This window comes from Henriciella sp. AS95, from assembly GCF_038900055.1.
In the GTDB taxonomy this organism is placed as follows: Bacteria; Pseudomonadota; Alphaproteobacteria; order Caulobacterales; family Hyphomonadaceae; genus Henriciella.
In genome coordinates this window covers 2,268,264-2,286,065 of record NZ_JBBMQM010000001.1, presented here as the reverse complement: position 1 = coordinate 2,286,065, position 17,802 = coordinate 2,268,264, and the positions used below count along the sequence as shown (strand labels likewise).

21 protein-coding genes are annotated in these 17,802 nt (G+C 56.0%); 3 read left to right on the top strand and 18 right to left on the bottom strand.

Going from position 1 to position 17,802, the window contains the following annotated elements; all coding sequences use genetic code 11:
• Positions 1 to 14: 14 nt before the first annotated feature.
• From nusB to WNY37_RS11320, 9 genes are all read right to left on the bottom strand, one after another.
• On the bottom strand, positions 15 to 491 hold the full coding sequence (gene nusB, locus WNY37_RS11360; protein ID WP_342973506.1) for a transcription antitermination factor NusB: 477 nt from the start codon (positions 489 to 491) through the stop codon (positions 15 to 17).
• Entirely contained in the window at positions 488 to 916 is a 429-nt protein-coding gene (gene ribH / locus WNY37_RS11355) for a 6,7-dimethyl-8-ribityllumazine synthase (RefSeq protein WP_342973505.1), read from the bottom strand. The genes nusB and ribH overlap by 4 nt, the downstream gene beginning before the upstream one ends.
• Before the next feature lies 1 nt (position 917).
• Positions 918 to 2,045, bottom strand: a complete 1,128-nt coding sequence (ribB, locus tag WNY37_RS11350) for a 3,4-dihydroxy-2-butanone-4-phosphate synthase (protein ID WP_342973504.1) — start codon at positions 2,043 to 2,045, stop codon at positions 918 to 920.
• Positions 2,046 to 2,048: 3 nt separating this feature from the next.
• Entirely contained in the window at positions 2,049 to 2,669 is a 621-nt protein-coding gene (locus WNY37_RS11345) for a riboflavin synthase (protein ID WP_342973503.1), read from the bottom strand.
• A 62-nt stretch (positions 2,670 to 2,731) separates the two neighbouring features.
• On the bottom strand, positions 2,732 to 3,394 hold the full coding sequence (locus tag WNY37_RS11340; RefSeq protein WP_342973502.1) for a RibD family protein: 663 nt from the start codon (positions 3,392 to 3,394) through the stop codon (positions 2,732 to 2,734).
• Positions 3,391 to 3,861: a transcriptional regulator NrdR gene (gene nrdR / locus WNY37_RS11335; protein ID WP_342973501.1), complete on the bottom strand. Its 471-nt coding sequence runs from the start codon at positions 3,859 to 3,861 to the stop codon at positions 3,391 to 3,393. Before nrdR ends, WNY37_RS11340 begins: the two co-directional genes overlap by 4 nt.
• A gap of 1 nt (position 3,862) precedes the next feature.
• Entirely contained in the window at positions 3,863 to 5,170 is a 1,308-nt protein-coding gene (gene glyA / locus WNY37_RS11330) for a serine hydroxymethyltransferase (protein ID WP_342973500.1), read from the bottom strand.
• Between the two features lie 91 nt (positions 5,171 to 5,261).
• On the bottom strand, positions 5,262 to 6,479 hold the full coding sequence (gene hemA / locus WNY37_RS11325; protein ID WP_342973499.1) for a 5-aminolevulinate synthase: 1,218 nt from the start codon (positions 6,477 to 6,479) through the stop codon (positions 5,262 to 5,264).
• 105 nt (positions 6,480 to 6,584) lie between these two features.
• Positions 6,585 to 7,376: a class II aldolase/adducin family protein gene (locus WNY37_RS11320; protein ID WP_342973498.1), complete on the bottom strand. Its 792-nt coding sequence runs from the start codon at positions 7,374 to 7,376 to the stop codon at positions 6,585 to 6,587.
• Positions 7,377 to 7,441: 65 nt separating this feature from the next.
• On the opposite strand from WNY37_RS11320, the gene WNY37_RS11315 reads away from it, so the two are divergent.
• Complete coding sequence (locus WNY37_RS11315; protein ID WP_342973497.1) at positions 7,442 to 8,248, top strand: NAD kinase; 807 nt, start codon at positions 7,442 to 7,444, stop codon at positions 8,246 to 8,248.
• On the opposite strand, the gene secF is transcribed toward WNY37_RS11315, so the two are convergent.
• Genes secF through yajC form a run of 3 tightly spaced genes read right to left on the bottom strand, consistent with a single transcriptional unit; the run spans position 8,249 to position 11,311 of the window.
• Entirely contained in the window at positions 8,249 to 9,214 is a 966-nt protein-coding gene (gene secF, locus WNY37_RS11310; protein WP_342973496.1) for a protein translocase subunit SecF, read from the bottom strand. It lies immediately after the preceding gene.
• A gap of 15 nt (positions 9,215 to 9,229) precedes the next feature.
• A complete protein-coding gene (secD, locus tag WNY37_RS11305; protein WP_342973495.1) occupies positions 9,230 to 10,906 on the bottom strand; it encodes a protein translocase subunit SecD in 1,677 nt (558 codons plus the stop codon).
• Between the two features lie 24 nt (positions 10,907 to 10,930).
• Complete coding sequence (gene yajC / locus WNY37_RS11300; RefSeq protein ID WP_342973494.1) at positions 10,931 to 11,311, bottom strand: preprotein translocase subunit YajC; 381 nt, start codon at positions 11,309 to 11,311, stop codon at positions 10,931 to 10,933.
• Between the two features lie 250 nt (positions 11,312 to 11,561).
• Between yajC and WNY37_RS11295 the strand changes: the two genes are divergently transcribed.
• Together WNY37_RS11295 and WNY37_RS11290 are read left to right on the top strand one after the other, a co-directional pair.
• Complete coding sequence (locus tag WNY37_RS11295) at positions 11,562 to 12,152, top strand: TetR/AcrR family transcriptional regulator (protein WP_342973493.1); 591 nt, start codon at positions 11,562 to 11,564, stop codon at positions 12,150 to 12,152.
• A 7-nt stretch (positions 12,153 to 12,159) separates the two neighbouring features.
• The gene (locus WNY37_RS11290; protein WP_342973492.1) at positions 12,160 to 12,915 is read left to right on the top strand and encodes a 1-acyl-sn-glycerol-3-phosphate acyltransferase; all 756 of its coding nucleotides are present in this window, start codon (positions 12,160 to 12,162) and stop codon (positions 12,913 to 12,915) included.
• 15 nt (positions 12,916 to 12,930) lie between these two features.
• Here WNY37_RS11290 and WNY37_RS11285 read toward each other — a convergent pair whose 3' ends face one another.
• From WNY37_RS11285 to WNY37_RS11260, 6 genes are all read right to left on the bottom strand, one after another.
• Positions 12,931 to 13,290, bottom strand: coding sequence for an iron-sulfur cluster assembly accessory protein (locus WNY37_RS11285; RefSeq protein ID WP_342973491.1), 360 nt, complete (start codon positions 13,288 to 13,290; stop codon positions 12,931 to 12,933).
• 35 nt (positions 13,291 to 13,325) lie between these two features.
• A complete protein-coding gene (locus WNY37_RS11280; protein WP_342973490.1) occupies positions 13,326 to 13,721 on the bottom strand; it encodes an SUF system Fe-S cluster assembly protein in 396 nt (131 codons plus the stop codon).
• A gap of 9 nt (positions 13,722 to 13,730) precedes the next feature.
• Positions 13,731 to 14,948 carry a cysteine desulfurase gene (locus WNY37_RS11275; protein WP_342973489.1) on the bottom strand — a complete coding sequence of 406 codons (1,218 nt, stop codon included), beginning with the start codon at positions 14,946 to 14,948 and terminating at the stop codon, positions 13,731 to 13,733.
• Between the two features lie 7 nt (positions 14,949 to 14,955).
• Positions 14,956 to 16,014, bottom strand: coding sequence for a SufD family Fe-S cluster assembly protein (locus tag WNY37_RS11270; protein WP_342973488.1), 1,059 nt, complete (start codon positions 16,012 to 16,014; stop codon positions 14,956 to 14,958).
• A gap of 179 nt (positions 16,015 to 16,193) precedes the next feature.
• Complete coding sequence (sufC, locus tag WNY37_RS11265; RefSeq protein ID WP_342973487.1) at positions 16,194 to 16,955, bottom strand: Fe-S cluster assembly ATPase SufC; 762 nt, start codon at positions 16,953 to 16,955, stop codon at positions 16,194 to 16,196.
• 65 nt (positions 16,956 to 17,020) lie between these two features.
• Positions 17,021 to 17,740 carry a hypothetical protein gene (locus tag WNY37_RS11260; protein WP_342973486.1) on the bottom strand — a complete coding sequence of 240 codons (720 nt, stop codon included), beginning with the start codon at positions 17,738 to 17,740 and terminating at the stop codon, positions 17,021 to 17,023.
• Positions 17,741 to 17,802 lie beyond the last annotated feature (62 nt).

Here is a 17,802-nt window from a genome sequence, read left to right as displayed (position 1 = left end):
ACCTGCCGCGCCCGCTATTCCTCGGGCCGCAAATCCCGGGAAATATTGTCCAGAACCGCATTCACAAAATTAGCTTCTGTCTTGTCAAAGAAGTCATGCGCAAGCGAAACATACTCGTCCAGAATAACCGCTTTAGACAGCTCCTGATGCTTCAAGAGTTCTGAAGTCGCCGCTCTCAGGATCGCACGCGTTGTCGAGTCGAGACGCGAAAGTTTCCAGCCTTTGTTGAGGCGTTTCAGGATGGCAGGATCCACCTTGTCCTGCTGTTCGATCACCCCAGTGACGATCGACTTGAACAGGTCGGGATCGGCCTCTTCGACTGGCTCCTCATCCGGACCAAAGCCCAGACGATCTTCCATAAATTCGCGAATGACGGCTTGTGAACCCTCGTTCGTCTGCTCCATCTGATAGAGCGCCTGGACTGCGGCAAGGCGTGCGCCAGCGCGGCGCGCACGAATGATCTCAAAAGGAACTTTCTGCGTAGTCATCATCCGACGAATTTCTTTCTGAGTTTGATCATCTCTAGACAGGCGACAGCCGCATCCCGGCCCTTATTCTTCTGTTTCCGATCAGCCCGAACGATTGCTTGTTGTTCGTTTTCAACGGTCAGGATGCCGTACCCAATCGCCAGACGGCGCTCTACAGCGAGGTCCATCAGACCGCGCGCGCTTTCTCCACAAACATAATCATAGTGGCTCGTTTCGCCGCGAATAACGCAGCCGAGCGCAATATACCCATCATAGCGCCCACTATCGGCAGCCATCGCAATGATGCCTGGCACCTCAAAAGCGCCCGGGACTTCAATCGTTTCGGCGGTCACATCTTCGCCTTCAAGCGTTTCAGCAACGCCGGCTTCGAGTTCGCGCGTGATGTGATCATAGTAGCGCGACGTGGCGATCAGAATGCGATGAGCCATATCAATCCTCGTTATCGTTCAGGGTCTGCCATCCCTCAATGCTCAGACCGTAGCCTTCCAGTCCAGCGACGCGGGTGGGCTTTGTGTCAGACAGAAAAACCATCTTCCGGATGCCGAGCTCGCGAAGAATTTGTGCACCAACACCATATTCGCGCAGGGGCATAGTCTTATCATCACTGTCGCTCGTTTTGAGGCCAAGCCGCGTTGCCAGCGAATTTGGCCGCATCGTATTCACAAAGACGACGACCCCCGCCTTATCAGACCGGGCAATCAGTTTCATCGCGCGCTCAACCAGATTGGATCGCGGGCCTTTTTGGCCCAGAATATCGGCAAGCACATCCGTCCTGTGAACACGCACGAGCACTTCTTCTTCAGCATTGATGTCACCATGGACCACGGCGATGTGCTCGACACTGTCGATCGTGTTGCGGAAAACAACGGTCTTGAAGCCCTCTCCGTATTCGCTTTGCAGCGGCGCCTCGACGCGGCGCTCCAGATAGCGGTCATTCTTGCGACGCCAAGCAATGAGATCCGCGATCGTACCAATCTTCAGTCCGTGCAACTGGGCGAAGGCAACGAGTTCGGGCAGACGCGCCATGGTGCCATCGTCATTCATGATTTCGCAAATGACACCGGCCGGGTAGAGGCCGGCCATCCGCGATATATCAACAGCCGCTTCTGTGTGCCCCGCCCTGACCAGCGTTCCGCCTTCGCGCGCGATTAATGGAAAGACATGCCCCGGAGACACAATGTCGTGGTGATCCTTTGTCGGGTCGATGGCGACAGCAATCGTTCGAGACCTGTCGGCGGCGGATATGCCAGTCGTCACGCCATCTTTGGCTTCAATTGATACCGTGAATGCCGTCTGCATGCTTTCGCGATTATCTCGCGCCATCATGTCAAGATTGAGCGTTTTTGCACGCTCCAACGTCATTGACAGACAGATCAGGCCGCGACCGAAGCGTGCCATGAAGTTGACCGCTTCTGGCGTCGCATAGCTTGCGGGGATAACGAGATCGCCCTCATTTTCGCGATCTTCGGCATCGACCAGAATGAACATACGTCCATTGCGGGCGTCCTCGATTATCTCATCGATTGAAGAGATGGCTGCGTGAAAATCGTCGCTCATAGTCTACCCGTTTTCTGGAGCGTCAGCCCCAATCATTCGCGCGACGTACCGCGCCAGCATGTCGATCTCAAGATTCACTTTGTCGCCAACCTGTAAATCACCAAGCGTCGTCACCTGCCACGTGTGGGGAATGATGGCCACTTCAAAGCTGCCATCGCCATTGGCTTTGGCGACCGTCAGGGATACGCCATCGATTGCAGCAGAGCCCTTTGTGGCGAAGTAGCGCTCAATATCCTTGGGCGGCTTCACGGTCACGCGATGGCTCTGACCTTCCGGTTCAATCGCTACGATCTCACCAACGCCGTCGACATGACCAAATACAAAATGGCCTCCAAGTTCGTCGCCGAGCTTTAGGGAGAGTTCGAGATTGAGCCGTTCACCAGACTGGCGTTGCCCCAAAGTGGTCCTGGAAAGAGTTTCGGGGACGGCCTCGACATCAAACCAGCTGCCGGAACCACGCGCGCCAAAGTCCACAACCGTCAGGCAAACGCCTGAGTGCATGATAGACGCGCCCATGCTGATGTTGTCGACCGGATATGTGGCTTCAATTCGAAAGCGGCGAAGCCCGTTGCGGTCTTCAACCCGCGCAATCGTGCCCGTGTCCGTCACCAGTCCCGTAAACATGATAAGCCTCCTCGCCGCTCATATATGGAGCGATGATGCTCAGGCCAATCACTCACGTCAGGTCAATCCTTTAAAGGCTCCCAGATTTCAAGGCTGTCGCCCGAAATAAGCTCCCGTTCGGCGAGCGTCCATCGCGATGTATTCGCCATCGTCTCAAGCGCGAGTGGTCCAATCGCCGCAATTCCGTCGCCGCCAATAATGATCGGTGCACGAAACCAGCAAATGCGGTCCACAAGGCCTTCTCGCAGGAATGACGCAGCCAATGTCCCGCCGCCCTCAAGGAATATGCTGTCGATGCCTTCCGCACGCGCGCGCCGGACCAGTTCCGCTGGGGCCACGCGTCCGTTCCCATCGCCAACCGCCCAGTGGTCCACGTCCCGCAAGACCGATGCGCTTGAAGTGTTGCTCGCCGCATGCGCCAGCACGACCCGGCCAGCAGAGGCTGACTGAACCAGGCGAGACGTCACGGGCGTTCGGAGACGACTGTCGGCAACGATGCGCACTGGCTGTCGCTCAGGCAAAGGGACAATACGCGCCGTCAGCAGTGGGTCGTCAGCCAAAACAGTTCCGATGCCTACGAGTACCGCATCATGTTCAGCGCGCATCTGATGAGAGCGAGCGCGTGACTGACTATTCGTGATCCACTGGCTGGTACCGTTCGCCAGCGCGATTCGGCCATCCATCGAGGTCGCAATTTTTAAGGTAACGGATGCGCGCGCGCTCACGAGTCGTCGCTGCCATCTTCCAGAGCAGACGTTTCAATGAAACGGGCAAAATCGCTCGGATCCTTGAAGTCTTTGTAGACGCTTGCGTACCTCACATAGCCGACGGGATCGACCGTCTTGAGCGCGTCCATTACCAATTGCCCGACGTCCTCCGAACTGACTTCGGTTTCGCCGCTGCTTTCCAGCTTTCTGACAATGCCTGAAACAAGTTGTTCGACACTCTCGTCACCGACCGCCCGCTTCCGCAAGGCGATGGTGACTGACTTCGCCACCTTCTCCCGATCAAAGATCGCACGCTTTCCGTCGCGCTTGACGACAACAATGTCGCGGAGCTGCACGCGCTCGAACGTCGTAAAGCGGCCTCCGCACACCTCACAGGCGCGACGGCGACGAACCGCAGTATTGTCCTCGGCAGGCCGGGAATCCTTTACCGCCGTGTTCTCAGCTGTGCAGAATGGGCACTTCAAATTACGCCCCCAGCCCGTTGTAGATCGGGAAGCGCGCCGTCATGGCCTCAACCTCCTCGCGAACACGGGTTTCAACGCCTTCAGACTGTCCCTGAGCGACAGCATCGACAACTTGCCCAATCCACTCGCCGATCTGGCGGAACTCCGCTTCGCCAAATCCGCGCGTCGTCCCAGCCGGTGATCCAACACGGATGCCGCTCGTAATCATTGGCTTTTGCGGATCGAATGGAACGCCGTTCTTGTTGCAGGTGATGAAGGCGCGGCCGAGCGCCTGTTCTGCGTCGCGTCCCGTCACGTTCTTCGGACGAAGATCAACAAGGGCCACATGCGTATCTGTACCATGAGAGACGAGGTCGAGCCCCGATTCCTTGGCAGCATCAGCCATGGCACGCGCATTCGCCACAACGTCGTTCGCGTATTGCTTGAAAGATGGGGTCAACGCTTCCCCGAACGCGACGGCCTTGGCAGCAATGACGTGCATGAGCGGTCCGCCTTGAATGCCTGGGAAGACTGCGGAGTTCACTTTCTTGGCGATGGCCTCATCATTTGTGAGCACCATGCCGCCACGAGGCCCGCGCAGCGTCTTGTGGGTGGTCGTGGTCGCAACGTCGCAATAATCCAGAGGGTTTGGATGCGCGTCGCCGGCTACGAGGCCCGCAAAGTGCGCCATATCCACCACGAAGTAAGCGCCGACTTCATCCGCAATGCTCCGGAATGTGGCGAAATCAATCTGGCGGGGATAAGCGGAGCCACCTGCGATAATCAGTTTTGGCTGATGCTCTCTGGCGAGATCACGAACCTGATCGAAATCAATGAGGTGATCATCTTCGCGGACACCGTATTGGATGGCGTTGAACCATTTACCCGACTGGTTCGGCTTCGCACCGTGTGTCAGGTGACCGCCTGCATCGAGGCTCATCCCCAGTATTGTATCACCGGGCTTGATCAGCGCCTGGAACACGGCCTGGTTGGCCTGACTGCCCGAGTTCGGCTGCACATTGGCAAAATCGCAGTCAAACAGTTGCTTGGCGCGGTCCATCGCAAGGTTTTCGGCGATGTCGACATACTGGCAGCCGCCATAATAGCGCTTGCCCGGATATCCTTCAGCATACTTGTTCGTCAGAACTGAGCCCTGCGCTTCAAGCACTGCTTTGGAAACGATGTTTTCCGATGCGATGAGCTCGATTTCATGTTGCTGACGATGCTGTTCTTTAGCGATCGCTTCTGCCAGCGCCGGGTCGGTGTCTTCCACGCCGGCCGTGAAAAAACGTGACGCATCGAAATTGGTCGATGGGGCTGAATCGGGCATCGGCTGACTCCTATGGCTGAATTGGCTTTCGTTTAAGCCTCATCGCCGCGGTCAGCAAGACAGGGAATGTCTGTCTCGATGTAAGTATCGCTTAAGCGGCCTGTTCGAGACCAAGCTGCTTCCATACAGCGAGAATCGCGGCGACCAGTTCGTCCATCATGGCTTCGTCATGCACCGGTCCCGGCGTAAAACGAAGTCTCTCAGTACCGCGAGGCACCGTTGGATAGTTGATCGGCTGAACGTAAATTCCGAAATCGAAAAGCAGCGTATCAGAGAGTGCCTTGCACTTCTCGGGGTCACCGACCAGCAATGGAACAATGTGGGTGACGCTATCCATAACAGGCAGACCTGCATCGCGGAACTTATCCTTGAGCAGCTGCGCGCTGGCTTGATGTTTCTCGCGCAGCTGAACGCCGTCGTCAGACCGCAATTTGCTCACGCTTCGAAGCGCGCCAGCAGCCATCACCGGACAGGTCGACGTCGTGAAGATAAATCCGGAGGCCATTGAGCGGATCGCATCGATGATCGTCTCATGAGCGGCGATGTAACCACCCATCACGCCATACGCCTTGCCAAGCGTACCTTCGATGATGTCGACGCGGTCCATCAGGCCTTCACGCTGAGCCACGCCTGCGCCTTCAGCGCCATACATGCCGACAGCATGCACTTCGTCCAGATAGGTCAGTGCGTTGAACTCATCGGCCAAGTCGCAAATCTCTTTGATGGGGCCGATGTCGCCGTCCATGGAGTAAACGCTTTCGAACGCGATCAGCTTCGGGCGCTCAGGGTCGTCATTCTCGAGCAACGCGCGAAGATGACCAATGTCGTTGTGACGGAAAATGCGCCGATCTACTCCAGCCCGACGAATACCTTCGATCATCGAAGCGTGGTTCAGTGCATCGGAATAGATAATCAGCCCTGGAAGGATCTTGCCGAGCGTCGAGAGCGTCGCGTCGTTTGCCACATAGCCCGAGGTGAACAGCAGTGCGCCGGTCTTGCCGTGCAGATCGGCGAGCTCTCGCTCTAGATCAACGTGATAACGTGTCGTGCCTGAAATGTTGCGCGTACCACCCGACCCGGCACCAAAATTGTCGATGGCATCATGCATGGCCTGGAGAACGTCATCGTCCTGCCCCATGCCGAGATAGTCATTCGAACACCATACAGTGATATCGCGTTCACCATCTTCGAATCGCGCCGTCGCTTTCGGGAAAGCACCGCGATGACGATGGAGGTCGACAAATACGCGATAACGCCCTTCGTCGCGGATGGAATTCAGCGCGTCTTCAAAAGCCTGAAGGTGTTTCATAATATTATTTCCCTCTTGGGGCGTCTCATTGGGCGACTATATGGCAAACGAAATCCGCTCTTTCCAGACCGTAATTCTACCTATGTGGATTTGTCACACCTGCCATCAGGCGTCATAGCCTGGTGACTGGCGGTCCAGCTTCCGCTTCATTGCTGGCCAGACCAGGTGTTCGGAGAGCGAGCTCATCCCAGACTTCTGACCGGTCATTCCGCCCTGTCTTGCAACTTTCTCCTGCAGATCTTCACCACATTCCAGAACGCCGTTTCGCCCTGCTGAAAGCGCCATGATTTGCATATTGCAGGCTCTCTCCAGGAAGAACATGCGTGTAAACGTCATTGCTGCGGTCGTTCCGCACGTCAGCGTCCCGTGATTGCGAAGCAACATCGAATGCTTCTCGGGCCCGAGGTCCGCAACCAGACGCTCGCGCTCATCAAGGTCCAGCGCAATGCCTTCATAGTCATGATAAGCAACGTCTTCGCGGATCGCCATCGCCGTTTGTGAGATAGGTAACAGCCCCTCTTTCTGGGACGACACGGCGACGCCCTGATCGGTATGGAGATGCATCACCACATTCGCATCTTCGCGATGCATATGAATTGCCGAATGGATCGTGAATCCCGCCGGATTAATGAAGTACGGTGAGTCCAACACGATATTGCCTTCGAGATCGACTTTCACCAGCGACGAAGCGGTAATCTCTTCGAACAACATCCCATAGGGGTTGATCAGGAAGTGATGTTCCGGGCCAGGCACGCGATGAGAAATGTGAGTGAAAATCATGTCGTCCCAGCCATGAAGCGCAGTCAGGCGATAAAGCATGGCGAGGTCGACGCGTGCGGTCCACTCCTCCTCGCTTACTGAATCTCTTAGACTGATCGGCTTCATATCATCTGGCATGGCGTCCTCCGTTCTTTTTTCCATCATACATCAAAACATGCTTCAGACACTAGGCGCGGTTACCGATGACGCTTGACCAAAGCGCTGCACCGTCCGACATGGACGCCATGAAGATCAGTATTGCATTCAGCGCATCGCGCCGACCTGAAGCTCAAGAAGCACTTCAGCGGCTTACCAAGAAATATGGACAGGTCTCAGAAGAGAACGCTGAAGTCATCGTGGCGCTTGGCGGCGACGGGGCAATGTTGGACGCCATGCGACGGCGCTTTGGCGACAAAAAACCTGTCTATGGCATGAACCGGGGTACGGTTGGCTTCCTCATGAATGACTTCGATGAGGAAGACCTGTATCAGCGTATAAACAAGGCCGAGAAGGCCACTGTGATGCCATTGCGTATGGCTGCGACCGACATCCACGGTGAGCTTCACGAATGTCTGGCAATCAATGAAATTTCACTGTTCAGGCAAACGGCCCAGAGCGCCAAGCTTCGTATTCGTGTCGACAGCCGCGAAAGGATGAGTGAACTGACCTGCGACGGCATAATGGTGGCGACCCCAGCAGGGTCAACGGCATACAACCTGTCAGCTCACGGTCCTATCCTGCCGATCGGCGCGAATCTGTTGGCCCTAACGCCAGTGAGCGCGTTCCGCCCTCGTCGGTGGCGCGGTGCCCTTCTTCGTCATGATGCAAAAGTCGAATTTGATATTGTAGAGCCAGAACGCCGACCAGTGGCTGCAGGCGCGGACAATCAGGAAGTCAGAGACATCGCCCATGTGAGAGTGATGGAAGATCGCAGCAAGCCGCTTACCATGCTGTTTGACCCAGGGCACGCTCTCGACGAGCGCGTCCTGCGAGAACAGTTCTCTTTCTGATCAGGTGCCCTGAAAGCCAACGACCTCGCGTTTGGCCTTCTCTCCGCGATCAATCCCCAGCATCAGCACAAGCGCTGACGCAACGAAGATTGATGAATAGGTGCCAATCACCACACCAAAGATCAGCGCAAAGCTCATCCCGCTCAGGACGGTGCCGCCGAAGATGTAGATGCTCAGCAATGCAAGCAGCGTTGTCCCGGACGTCAGGAGCGTGCGCGACAGCGTCTGATTGATCGCAATATCGATCACCTGGCCGAGATCCAGCTTCTTGTACTTGCGTGCCTCTTCGCGGACCCGGTCAAACACGATCACGGTGTCGTTCATCGAATAACCGACAATGGTCAGCAACGCAGCGATAGTAGAAAGGTTGAACTCGAATTGCGTCAGCGCAAACATGCCCATGGTGATGATGACATCGTGGAAAAGCGCCGCAACAGCGCCCAACGCGTACTGCCATTGGAAGCGCACCGAAATATACAGCATCATAAGCGCCAGTGCGACGCCCAGCGCGATCAGACCGCTACGCAGGAGTTCGCCCGAGACCTTCGGCCCGACCGCCGCACTGCTGCGGATGTTCACGCCCGGAAAGGCCGCTTCCAGCGCAGCTCGTACGCTGTTGTTCGCAACCTGCTGAGCTGCTTCCTGGTCACCATCTTCCGCAACCTGGGTCGCGAAACGGATAACAATCACTTCGATGCCTTCGACACCTGTACCGCGAGCCGCGTTCACCTGTACCTCACCGAGGCCCAGTTCACCGACGACGCCGCGAACATCCTGTTCGTTCACATCGACAGGTTGTTCGATTTCGATGACGGATCCGCCCGCGAAATCAATGCCGAAATTCAAGCCTTTGGTGAAGATCATGAAAAAGGACGCCGCAATAAGCACCACGGAGAACACGAGGGCTGGCAGGCGAAACGACATGAATTTCACGTCGGTCTTTTGAGGCCAATATTGCAGAAGCATGTATCCAGCCTCCCTTTAAATCGACAGTTTGCGCGGTTTGGCGAGCCGCAGCCAGACAGCGGTAAACCAACGTGTGACAACGAAGGCGGTGAAAACCGAGGTCACGATACCAATCGCTAGTGTAACGGCAAAGCCCTTCACCGGGCCCGATCCAAGCATGTACAGGATCGCCGCGGCGATAAAGGTCGTAATGTTGGCGTCCAGAATAGTGGATAGCGCTCGCTCATAGCCAGCAATGACGGCCGTATTTGGCGACCGACCCGACCGTTGTTCTTCACGGATCCTTTCAAACACGATCACATTGGCATCGACGGCCATACCGATCGTCAGAATGATGCCCGCAATGCCTGGTAGCGTAAGCGTGGCGCCCAGTCCGGAAAGGGCGCCCAGGATGAGCACAATGTTCGCGATCAGAGATCCGACCGCAAATCCGCCAATCAGGCCATACGCAATGATCATGAAGACGGCCACGAGAACAAGCCCGATGATACTGGCGCGCGTACCAGCCCTGATGGAGTCCGCACCAAGACCAGGGCCAACCGTACGCTCTTCGATAAACCCAAGTTTGCCTGGAAGTTCGCCAGCTTCAATGATTGCCGCAAGGTCCTGAGCTTCCTGCATGCTGAAGCTACCCGTGATCTGGACGTTGCCGCCCCAGATCGGTTCATTGATACGCGGTGCGGACATCACCTTCCCATCAAGAACAATAGCAAACAGCTCGCCGCGATTGTTCGCCGTAGTCCGGCCGAAACGTTCAGCGCCACTGCCGGTCAATCGAAAATCGACAGCCGGTGAGTTGTCATCAGGGTCATAGCCCTGGTTCGCCGTGGCGATATCGCTGCCGGTGACAACAGGTGTGCGGTTAATGAGGTACGAAATACCGTTTTCGTCCTGCACCAGTTCAAAGCCCGGTCGCGGACGGCCAGTCTCAGCGGCGGCGATGGAGGACGGGCTGCTATCGGCCATATTGAAGGTCATGCGCCCCGCACGGCCAAGGATGTCCTTGATCCGGCGCGGGTCGGCCTCGCCCGGCGCCTCAATGACGATGCGTGTGTCGCCTTGCGGCGTAATTGACACTTCGCTCACACCATCAGGGTCGAGACGACGCCTGATGATTTCGATCATCTTGTCCTGAGCGTCGGCGGCCAGAGCCTGCATCGCAGCATCTGAAACCGAAATCATGATCATCGCTTCGCCGCGTTGCTCAATGCTCATGATCTTCTCACCACCAGTGGCGCCGATCGTCGGATTAATCCGACGCAAACGGCGCAGCGCGTCATCCATCTGGTCGGGATTACGAAGACGAATGGGTAGCGTGCTTCCATCCTGCTCGGGCACATCGCGCGTGATTAGCTGGGGATCGTTCAGCACATCCCGGATGTCCGCCTGCAGCGATTCAAGACGATTGGCTGCGACTTCTTCAGGGTCGATTTCAGTCAGCAGGTACACGCCGCCCTGGAGGTCAAGACCAAGGTTTACTTTGCTGGTGGGAAGAAATCCGGGCCACCACGACTGCTCCGCAGCCGCCTTTTGTTGATCATATTCAAGGATCGATTGCGGGTCAGTCGCGCCTGTGTCGCGAGGCTGAATGCCTAGAAAGCCGTCGGAAAAAGCATTGGGCAATGCCAGCAAGCCGCCCCACAGCAGGACAAGACAGATGAGTGCGACTTTCCAGGCCGGAAAATTCAGCATGTTCAGTACCCCTCGTCAGGCAGATCAGGCCGACTTCGTATCGTTCGCGACGACTGGCTCATTCTTGCCGCGAACATCGGCAATCATGCCTTTGACGACACGGACACGCACACCTTCGGCAATATCGACGCTGATTTCCTGGTCCGTCACCTTGGCGACCTTACCGATCAAGCCGCCCGTCGTGATGACTGTATCGCCCTTCACAACGGCTTCGATCATGGCCCGGTGTTTCTTCTGTCGCTGATTCGCAGGACGAATGAGCAGGAAGTAAAAAATGAGGATGAGCGGCACGAAGAAAATAAGCTGTGCCATCAAACCGCCACCGCCGCCGCCCTGCTCTTGAGCCAAAGCGGCCGGCGCTAAAGTTAGCGATGTCAGGCCCAAAGCGGCCAATCTCTTGATCATGTTGTCTCTCCCCGAAAATCAGGCTCGTGGCTATATCTGTGAAGGGCATACTTTGCAAACAAGACACTTCAAGCAATGAGCGCAGTTTCTGAGTAACATCTGTCGTGGCGTTCGCGACAAGCACAGGGAATTGCCTCACGATCTTCACTCCCATGGCGCACGTATTATTTCGCCTCGCCAAACGTTAGTGAGCGCTCACTTGCTTTTTCCGACGATCATGCTATATGATGTTTAACAGAAGGAACTTCGTATGACAGATTCGGCGGTTGAAAAGAAAGTCAGGCGAAGCGCGAAGCCTAAAATCGAGCGCGCAGCCCTGAAGTTATTCGTTCATGACGGTTTTGATGCGGCGACCACACGCGAAATCGCTAGCGAGGCCGGCGTATCCGAAGGCGCGCTATATCGCCATTATAAGGGCAAAGACGAATTAGCGGTTTCGCTCTTCATGACCATCCACAATCGGCTTGGGGAAATGCTCCGTGAAGCGCTAGCGTCCGAAGGGACGATAGAACAGCGCATCAACCGGGCCGTAGAAGCCTATTGCAAACTCGCGGACGAGGACTGGCTTCTGTTTTCCTTTCATCTCGTTTCGCTGAACCGCTATTTGCCAAATGATACCAAACGCGATGACGACCCTGTCAGTATCCTTGAAAGGATCGTCGCGGCGATGATGGCATCAGGCGATGTGCCAAAGGGTGATCCGGCTGTCATTGTTTCGATGTGCCTGGGCGTCGTCATGCAGACAGGTCTTTCGAAGATATACAATCGCATCGATGGCCCGATGTCAGACCGCGTTGACGTTCTGTCAAACGCAGTTCTGGCTGTGTTGATGCAGAAGTGATGCGCCAGTGTTGCGCGGCATCATCTTTACCAGCGTCTATTACGTCCTGTCAGTTATCTACGTATTGGCAGCATTGCCGACCCTGCTCTTTCCAGGACGAGGAGCGACCCAGTTCGTCATCCGGTCCTATACTCGGGCCGTTCGGTATGCGCTTTTAGCCATCGCCGGGATCTCTACCGATATCCGCGGCAAGCACCGCTTACCCGATGGACCATTCATCATTGCAGCCAAGCACCAGAGCTGGGGCGATGGCTTTCTGATCTATCCGGAGGTCCATAATCTCTCATTCGTTACAGGTGACCACCTGGAACGCTTTCCGCTCGTGGGTCGCATTCTGAACAAGCTCGGCGCCATTATAATCGATACGTGCGGTGGCGGTGATCGCAAGGCCAAGTCGCTCGCAGAAGGCATGGTCAAAGCGCGTGCGGAGGGTGTCAGGGTGCTTGTCTACCCTGAAGGCCACCTCGCCGCTCCCGGTACGCATTACCGCTACAAGCCCGGCGTTTGGCACATGCAGAAGGCGATGAACGTTCCTGTGGTCCCAGTGGCAACCAATCTCGGATTGTATTGGCAGCAGCAAAAGCTCGCAAAGACGCCTGGCCGTGCGGTCGTCGAATTTCTCGAGCCGATCCCGCCCGGTTTCGGCAAAGAGGCGTTCATCGAAAAGCTCAGCAACACAATCGAAGACCGGGTACTGGATCTTTATCGTGAGAGCCGCGAAGAGAACGCCGAACCATCGATATTACTGCCAGACCCAAACTGATCTTGAGTGAGATCTTCAGCTAACAGCTGCTGGAACAATGGTGACACTTTCGCCGCAACCGCAAGCATCAGTCTGGTTGGGATTTGAAAAAACAAATTTCTCGTGGAGCATCGTCGTCTCAAAATCGACGACCGATCCGAGCAAGAACAGAACGGCTTTTGCGTCAACGACGATCTGGACGCCTTTGTCTTCGACAACCTCATCCATCGGTCCGGCCGTCTCGACATAGTCCATGACATATTCCATGCCGGCGCAGCCGCCATTTTTCACGCCGACGCGCAGATAACCTGCGCCCTTCTCGGACATGATCTGTTTAACGCGCTCTGCGGCAGCGTCGGTTAGCGTAACGAGTTGTGGACGGGGTCTTCTGGCCATGACGTGTAGATGAGGTCCTGCGTCGAAAATTTCAATCAGAGCATGTTCAACGCAAGCCGGGCTTCGTCCGACATGCGTGATGGATCCCAAGGCGGATCGAATGTCAGTCGCACCTCGACATCATCCACGCCCTCTACCGTGCGCGCCGCATTTTCGACCCACCCCGGCATGTCCCCGGCGACAGGACAGCCCGGCGCCGTCAGGGTCATATCGATGTCGACCTTCCGGTTATCGTCAATATCGACGCGGTAGATGAGACCAAGCTCATAAATGTCGACTGGGATCTCGGGGTCAAACACGGTTTTGAACGAAGCAATGAGTGCATCGGTAAGGCGATTCAATTCATCTTGAGGGATCGGCGAAGTGCTCTCTGAAGCATCCGCCTGCTCAGCGTTCTCTACATTGGGGTCGAGGCTCATATCATCTGCCATGTGTAATCCTTATAGCAGCAATCCACGGGCTTTGTGGAGGGCTTCAATGAATGCTTCCACATCAGCAGTGGTATTGTAGATCGCAAAGCTCGCACGGGCCGTGGCTGTTATACCGAGGTGTTTCATCAATGGTTGTGCGCAATGGTGTCCTGCTCTGACTGCAACGCCGTAACGGTCCAGCAGTTGCGCAATATCATGCGGATGCGCGCCTTCAATGCTGAACGACAGGATGGGACCCTTGCCTTCCGAGAGCCCATATTCAGTAAGACCGTTGATCTTGGACAATTCCGCAGACGCCTGCTCATAAAGCGAATGCTCATGCGCACGGATATCTTCCTTGTTAAATTGTGACAGCCAGTCGATCGCCTCACCAAACCCGATCGCTTGTAGTATCGGGGGTGTGCCCGCTTCAAATTTGTGGGGTGGCTCATTGTAGGTCACGCGGTCCATTTCCACGATCTCGATCATTTCACCGCCGCCCTGATACGGCCGCAGCGCCTTGAGAGCGTCCAGCTTGCCGTAAAGCGCACCAATCCCGGTGGGCCCGTAGATCTTGTGAGCCGTGAGGACGTAGAAATCGCAATCAATGTCCTGGACGTCGATATCGAGATGCACGCCAGCCTGGCATCCATCCAGCAGCACCTGGGCACCAACCTCGTGAGCGAGTCGGACCACCTCCTTCGCATCAACGACCGTTCCAAGCACGTTCGACATGTGGCCGATCGCAACCATCCGCGTTTTGGGGCCGAGTGCCTGGCGATAGGCGTCCATGTCGAGACGGCCATCCTCGAGCAGAGGTACCCACTTCAGGACGGCCCCATGCCGCTCGCGCAAAAAATGCCAGGGCACAATGTTCGAATGGTGCTCTGAAATCGCCAGAACAATCTCATCACCGGAATTAATGCTGTCGGTTATGCCTGAGGCAACCAGATTGATCGCCTCGGTTCCGCCTTTGGTAAAGACAACCGACTCCGGCGAGGGTGCATTCAGAAACGCCTGAATCTTTGCTCGCGCACCTTCGTAAGCCTCAGTGGTCTCATTCGCCAAAGTATGCAGCCCGCGATGGACGTTCGCATAGGCGTGACGCGCCTGATCGCTCATCACATCAAGCACGGTATCCGGTTTCTGCGCGCTCGCGGCATTGTCCAGATAGATCAAGGGCTTTCCATTGATCTCCCGCTGAAGAATGGGAAACTGAGCGCGAATGAGGTCGACGTCGAATGCCATGATGCGCCTAACCTTGTTGACGGAGAAATGCCCGAGCCGCCTCGATCATCGACTCTCTGACAGATGGATGAGCCCCCTCAAGCGCCTCGATGACGAAAGCTTCAATCAACAGTGCGCGGGCTTGATTAGCGGGTATCCCTCTCTGGCGCATGTAAAACAGAGCGGCTTCATCAAGCTGCCCAGATGTGTTGCCGTGCTCGCACTCGACATCGTCGGCATAAATCTCGAGTTCCGGTTTCGCGAAGACTTCAGCACCACTCTCAAGCAGCAGTGCCTGATGCTGCATGTTCGCGTCCGTAAACTGCCCTACTGTTCGTGGGACAAGAAATTTACCCTGGAAAACACCTCGTCCACCTTTGGCGACCGCGCCCTTGGTCAGTTGACGTGTTGTACATGACTCCGCGCCATGACGGACATGACTTGTAAAATCCATGTGGTAGCCGTCGCCGACAAGGTAGGCAGAATTGATCGTCGCACTGGCGTCGGTACCAGCGAAGTCGACATGCGTCTCCACTCGGCTGACCTTTGCGCCGAAGCCGAGCGCAGTCTGCTCAAACGAAGCCCCTTTTTCGAGAGTCGCCGTTGTTGTGACGCCGACAGCCTGGTCTTTAGTCCCGCGTTGAACAATGGTCCGATCCACCGATGCGCCGTCCTGTAGACCAAACTCTAATAAAACCGAGGAAAAACCTGCTGATCCGGCGTACCGCTCAACCGTACTGATGGAACAGCCTGAGCGAACGACGATTGCGAGGCGGGTGAAGGCCAACTCAGCGGCACGTTCGTCGAAGTCGAAGTAAAGCGGCGCAGCCACCTCTGCCGTGACTTCTATCATCAATACGTCGTTCTTGACTGGTTGGCCCGTCATTGAGGCCGTCAGCGCTCCAAGAGGCAATTCCTTGGCTTCACCGACGCCTTGCGCTTTTTCCTTTTCGTAGACGCTTATACCTTCTGGAAGCGACTGCGGAACTTTCCAGTTTTCGCCATCAAATCGCAGAATGGCCGCATCGTCAGGAAAACTAATCTTTTGCTCAGTCCCCGACCGGCCTGGAACGACAAGCTCTGGCACGGCCGCGCGAAAATCGGTCCATTTCCATTGCTCTAGCCGGCGATGCGGCAAACCAGTGCGCGCGAACGCCTGGAATGCGGCGGAGCGGGCCGCATCTGGGTCAAGCGAGCCGAACTTCGCGAAGAGCTGCTCTTCAGCGGTGGTTGGGTGGCGCAATCGGATATCGACGTTGGCTGAGGTCAAGCCGGCTCCCCAAGGATGCCGTCATAGCCTTCCTTTTCCAGTCGAAGGGCAAGTTCCGGTCCGCCTGAAGTCACGATCCGCCCTTTTGCCAGCACGTGCACTTTGTCTGGTTTGATATGATCGAGAAGTCTCTGATAGTGCGTGATAACCAACATGCCGCGATCGGGCCGGCGAAGCGCGTTTACGCCATCCGCAACCGTTTTCAGAGCATCAATATCCAGTCCGGAATCCGTTTCATCCAGAATGGCGAAGCGCGGTTCAAGCATCATCATCTGGAAGATTTCGAGCCGCTTCTTTTCACCGCCCGAAAAACCCACATTCAATGGGCGCTTTAACATGTCTGAATCGATCTTCAGCGTGGCGCCGACTTCACGAGCCTTCTTGATGAAGTCAGGTGCCGATATCTCGTCTTCACCGCGTCGCTTTCTCTGTGCGTTCATCGCCGTGCGAACGAATGTCATCACGGGAACACCAGGAATTTCGATGGGGTACTGGAAGGATAGAAAAATACCTTTTGCCGCCCGTTCTTCCGGGTCCATCGAAAGAAGGTCTTCGCCGTCCAGCGCAGCGCTACCTTCGGTAACCTCATAGCCCTCACGTCCAGTCAGAACATAGGAAAGCGTGGACTTCCCGGCCCCATTGGGGCCCATGATCGCATGGACTTCGCCCTTTGGCACCTCAAGCGTAAGCCCCTTTATGATGGGCTTTGCTTCGTCACCGTCGCCAACGCTCGCGTGCAGATTATCAAGTTTCAACATGCTGCGCATGTAGAGACATCTTGGTCGGATTCAAAGCCCGTTTGTGCGGCGAATGCGCTCGACGGTCAGCGGATATCAGTCAAGCCGAAGAAGTTTTGGCCCGATACAGCCGATTCCAGGTCGACGGGGTTCATCAGCAGCATTCCGATGAAATGCAAGCTCTCTTCTTTGCCGACGAGGACCCGTTTTAGCGCCGTGTTGATAGGAGTCGCTACACCCTGAGGCCCCACAAGGACGAAACTGTCCAGTCCGGGGTCGAAGCCGTAATGCTCAGAGAAATAAGGATTGGCCGCGATGAACGTGTCGAAACGCTGCCAGGTCCACTCAAGATCGGAATTGGCACGGATGACTTCTCCGAGGTACAGGCCAGCAAACATGACCGAATTGTCGCCGCGTCCGTCACTGATCAACGACTCCCCTGCCCTGCCTTGATCGGCCTGCAACCGATTGATCGTGTGGATGTCCTTCAGCCAGTCATCGACGACCTTCAGGCTCTCCAAAGAAAAGTCGAGCTGGGACTTATGAAGACGGTTGGGCAGCAAGATTAACTCATCGCCGGCCGGAGAAAGAAATGTGTCGAGCGCTAAATCGATGTTTGAAACCGTCACATCGCCTGCAGACCAGGCAGCGGGGGCGTGTCCGCTTTGTCCTGTAGGTTGTCCAGACCGAACAATCTTGGCGGCACCCGGACCGTAGCCATTATACGGAATCAAGTATGGTTCTGGCTGTTTCTCAGCGGCGCACCCTCCGAGGAGCAACGCAATTATGATAAACCAGCGCGCCATCTTGTTCCGTCCGACTCAATCAGCTCTCCGCGCCAGTCTATGCGGCGAGATTGATACCGCCA

Coding starts and splice junctions, on each gene's coding strand:
- nusB (WP_342973506.1), bottom strand. CDS start 491: ATGATGACTACGCAGAAAGTTCCTTTTGAGATCATTCGTGCGCGCCGC.
- ribH (WP_342973505.1), bottom strand. CDS start 916: ATGGCTCATCGCATTCTGATCGCCACGTCGCGCTACTATGATCACATC.
- ribB (WP_342973504.1), bottom strand. CDS start 2,045: ATGAGCGACGATTTTCACGCAGCCATCTCTTCAATCGATGAGATAATC.
- WNY37_RS11345 (WP_342973503.1), bottom strand. CDS start 2,669: ATGTTTACGGGACTGGTGACGGACACGGGCACGATTGCGCGGGTTGAA.
- glyA (WP_342973500.1), bottom strand. CDS start 5,170: ATGCCCGATTCAGCCCCATCGACCAATTTCGATGCGTCACGTTTTTTC.
- hemA (WP_342973499.1), bottom strand. CDS start 6,479: ATGAAACACCTTCAGGCTTTTGAAGACGCGCTGAATTCCATCCGCGAC.
- WNY37_RS11320 (WP_342973498.1), bottom strand. CDS start 7,376: ATGCCAGATGATATGAAGCCGATCAGTCTAAGAGATTCAGTAAGCGAG.
- WNY37_RS11315 (WP_342973497.1), top strand. CDS start 7,442: ATGACGCTTGACCAAAGCGCTGCACCGTCCGACATGGACGCCATGAAG.
- secF (WP_342973496.1), bottom strand. CDS start 9,214: ATGCTTCTGCAATATTGGCCTCAAAAGACCGACGTGAAATTCATGTCG.
- secD (WP_342973495.1), bottom strand. CDS start 10,906: ATGCTGAATTTTCCGGCCTGGAAAGTCGCACTCATCTGTCTTGTCCTG.
- yajC (WP_342973494.1), bottom strand. CDS start 11,311: ATGATCAAGAGATTGGCCGCTTTGGGCCTGACATCGCTAACTTTAGCG.
- WNY37_RS11295 (WP_342973493.1), top strand. CDS start 11,562: ATGACAGATTCGGCGGTTGAAAAGAAAGTCAGGCGAAGCGCGAAGCCT.
- WNY37_RS11285 (WP_342973491.1), bottom strand. CDS start 13,290: ATGGCCAGAAGACCCCGTCCACAACTCGTTACGCTAACCGACGCTGCC.
- WNY37_RS11280 (WP_342973490.1), bottom strand. CDS start 13,721: ATGGCAGATGATATGAGCCTCGACCCCAATGTAGAGAACGCTGAGCAG.
- WNY37_RS11275 (WP_342973489.1), bottom strand. CDS start 14,948: ATGGCATTCGACGTCGACCTCATTCGCGCTCAGTTTCCCATTCTTCAG.
- sufC (WP_342973487.1), bottom strand. CDS start 16,955: ATGTTGAAACTTGATAATCTGCACGCGAGCGTTGGCGACGGTGACGAA.
- WNY37_RS11260 (WP_342973486.1), bottom strand. CDS start 17,740: ATGGCGCGCTGGTTTATCATAATTGCGTTGCTCCTCGGAGGGTGCGCC.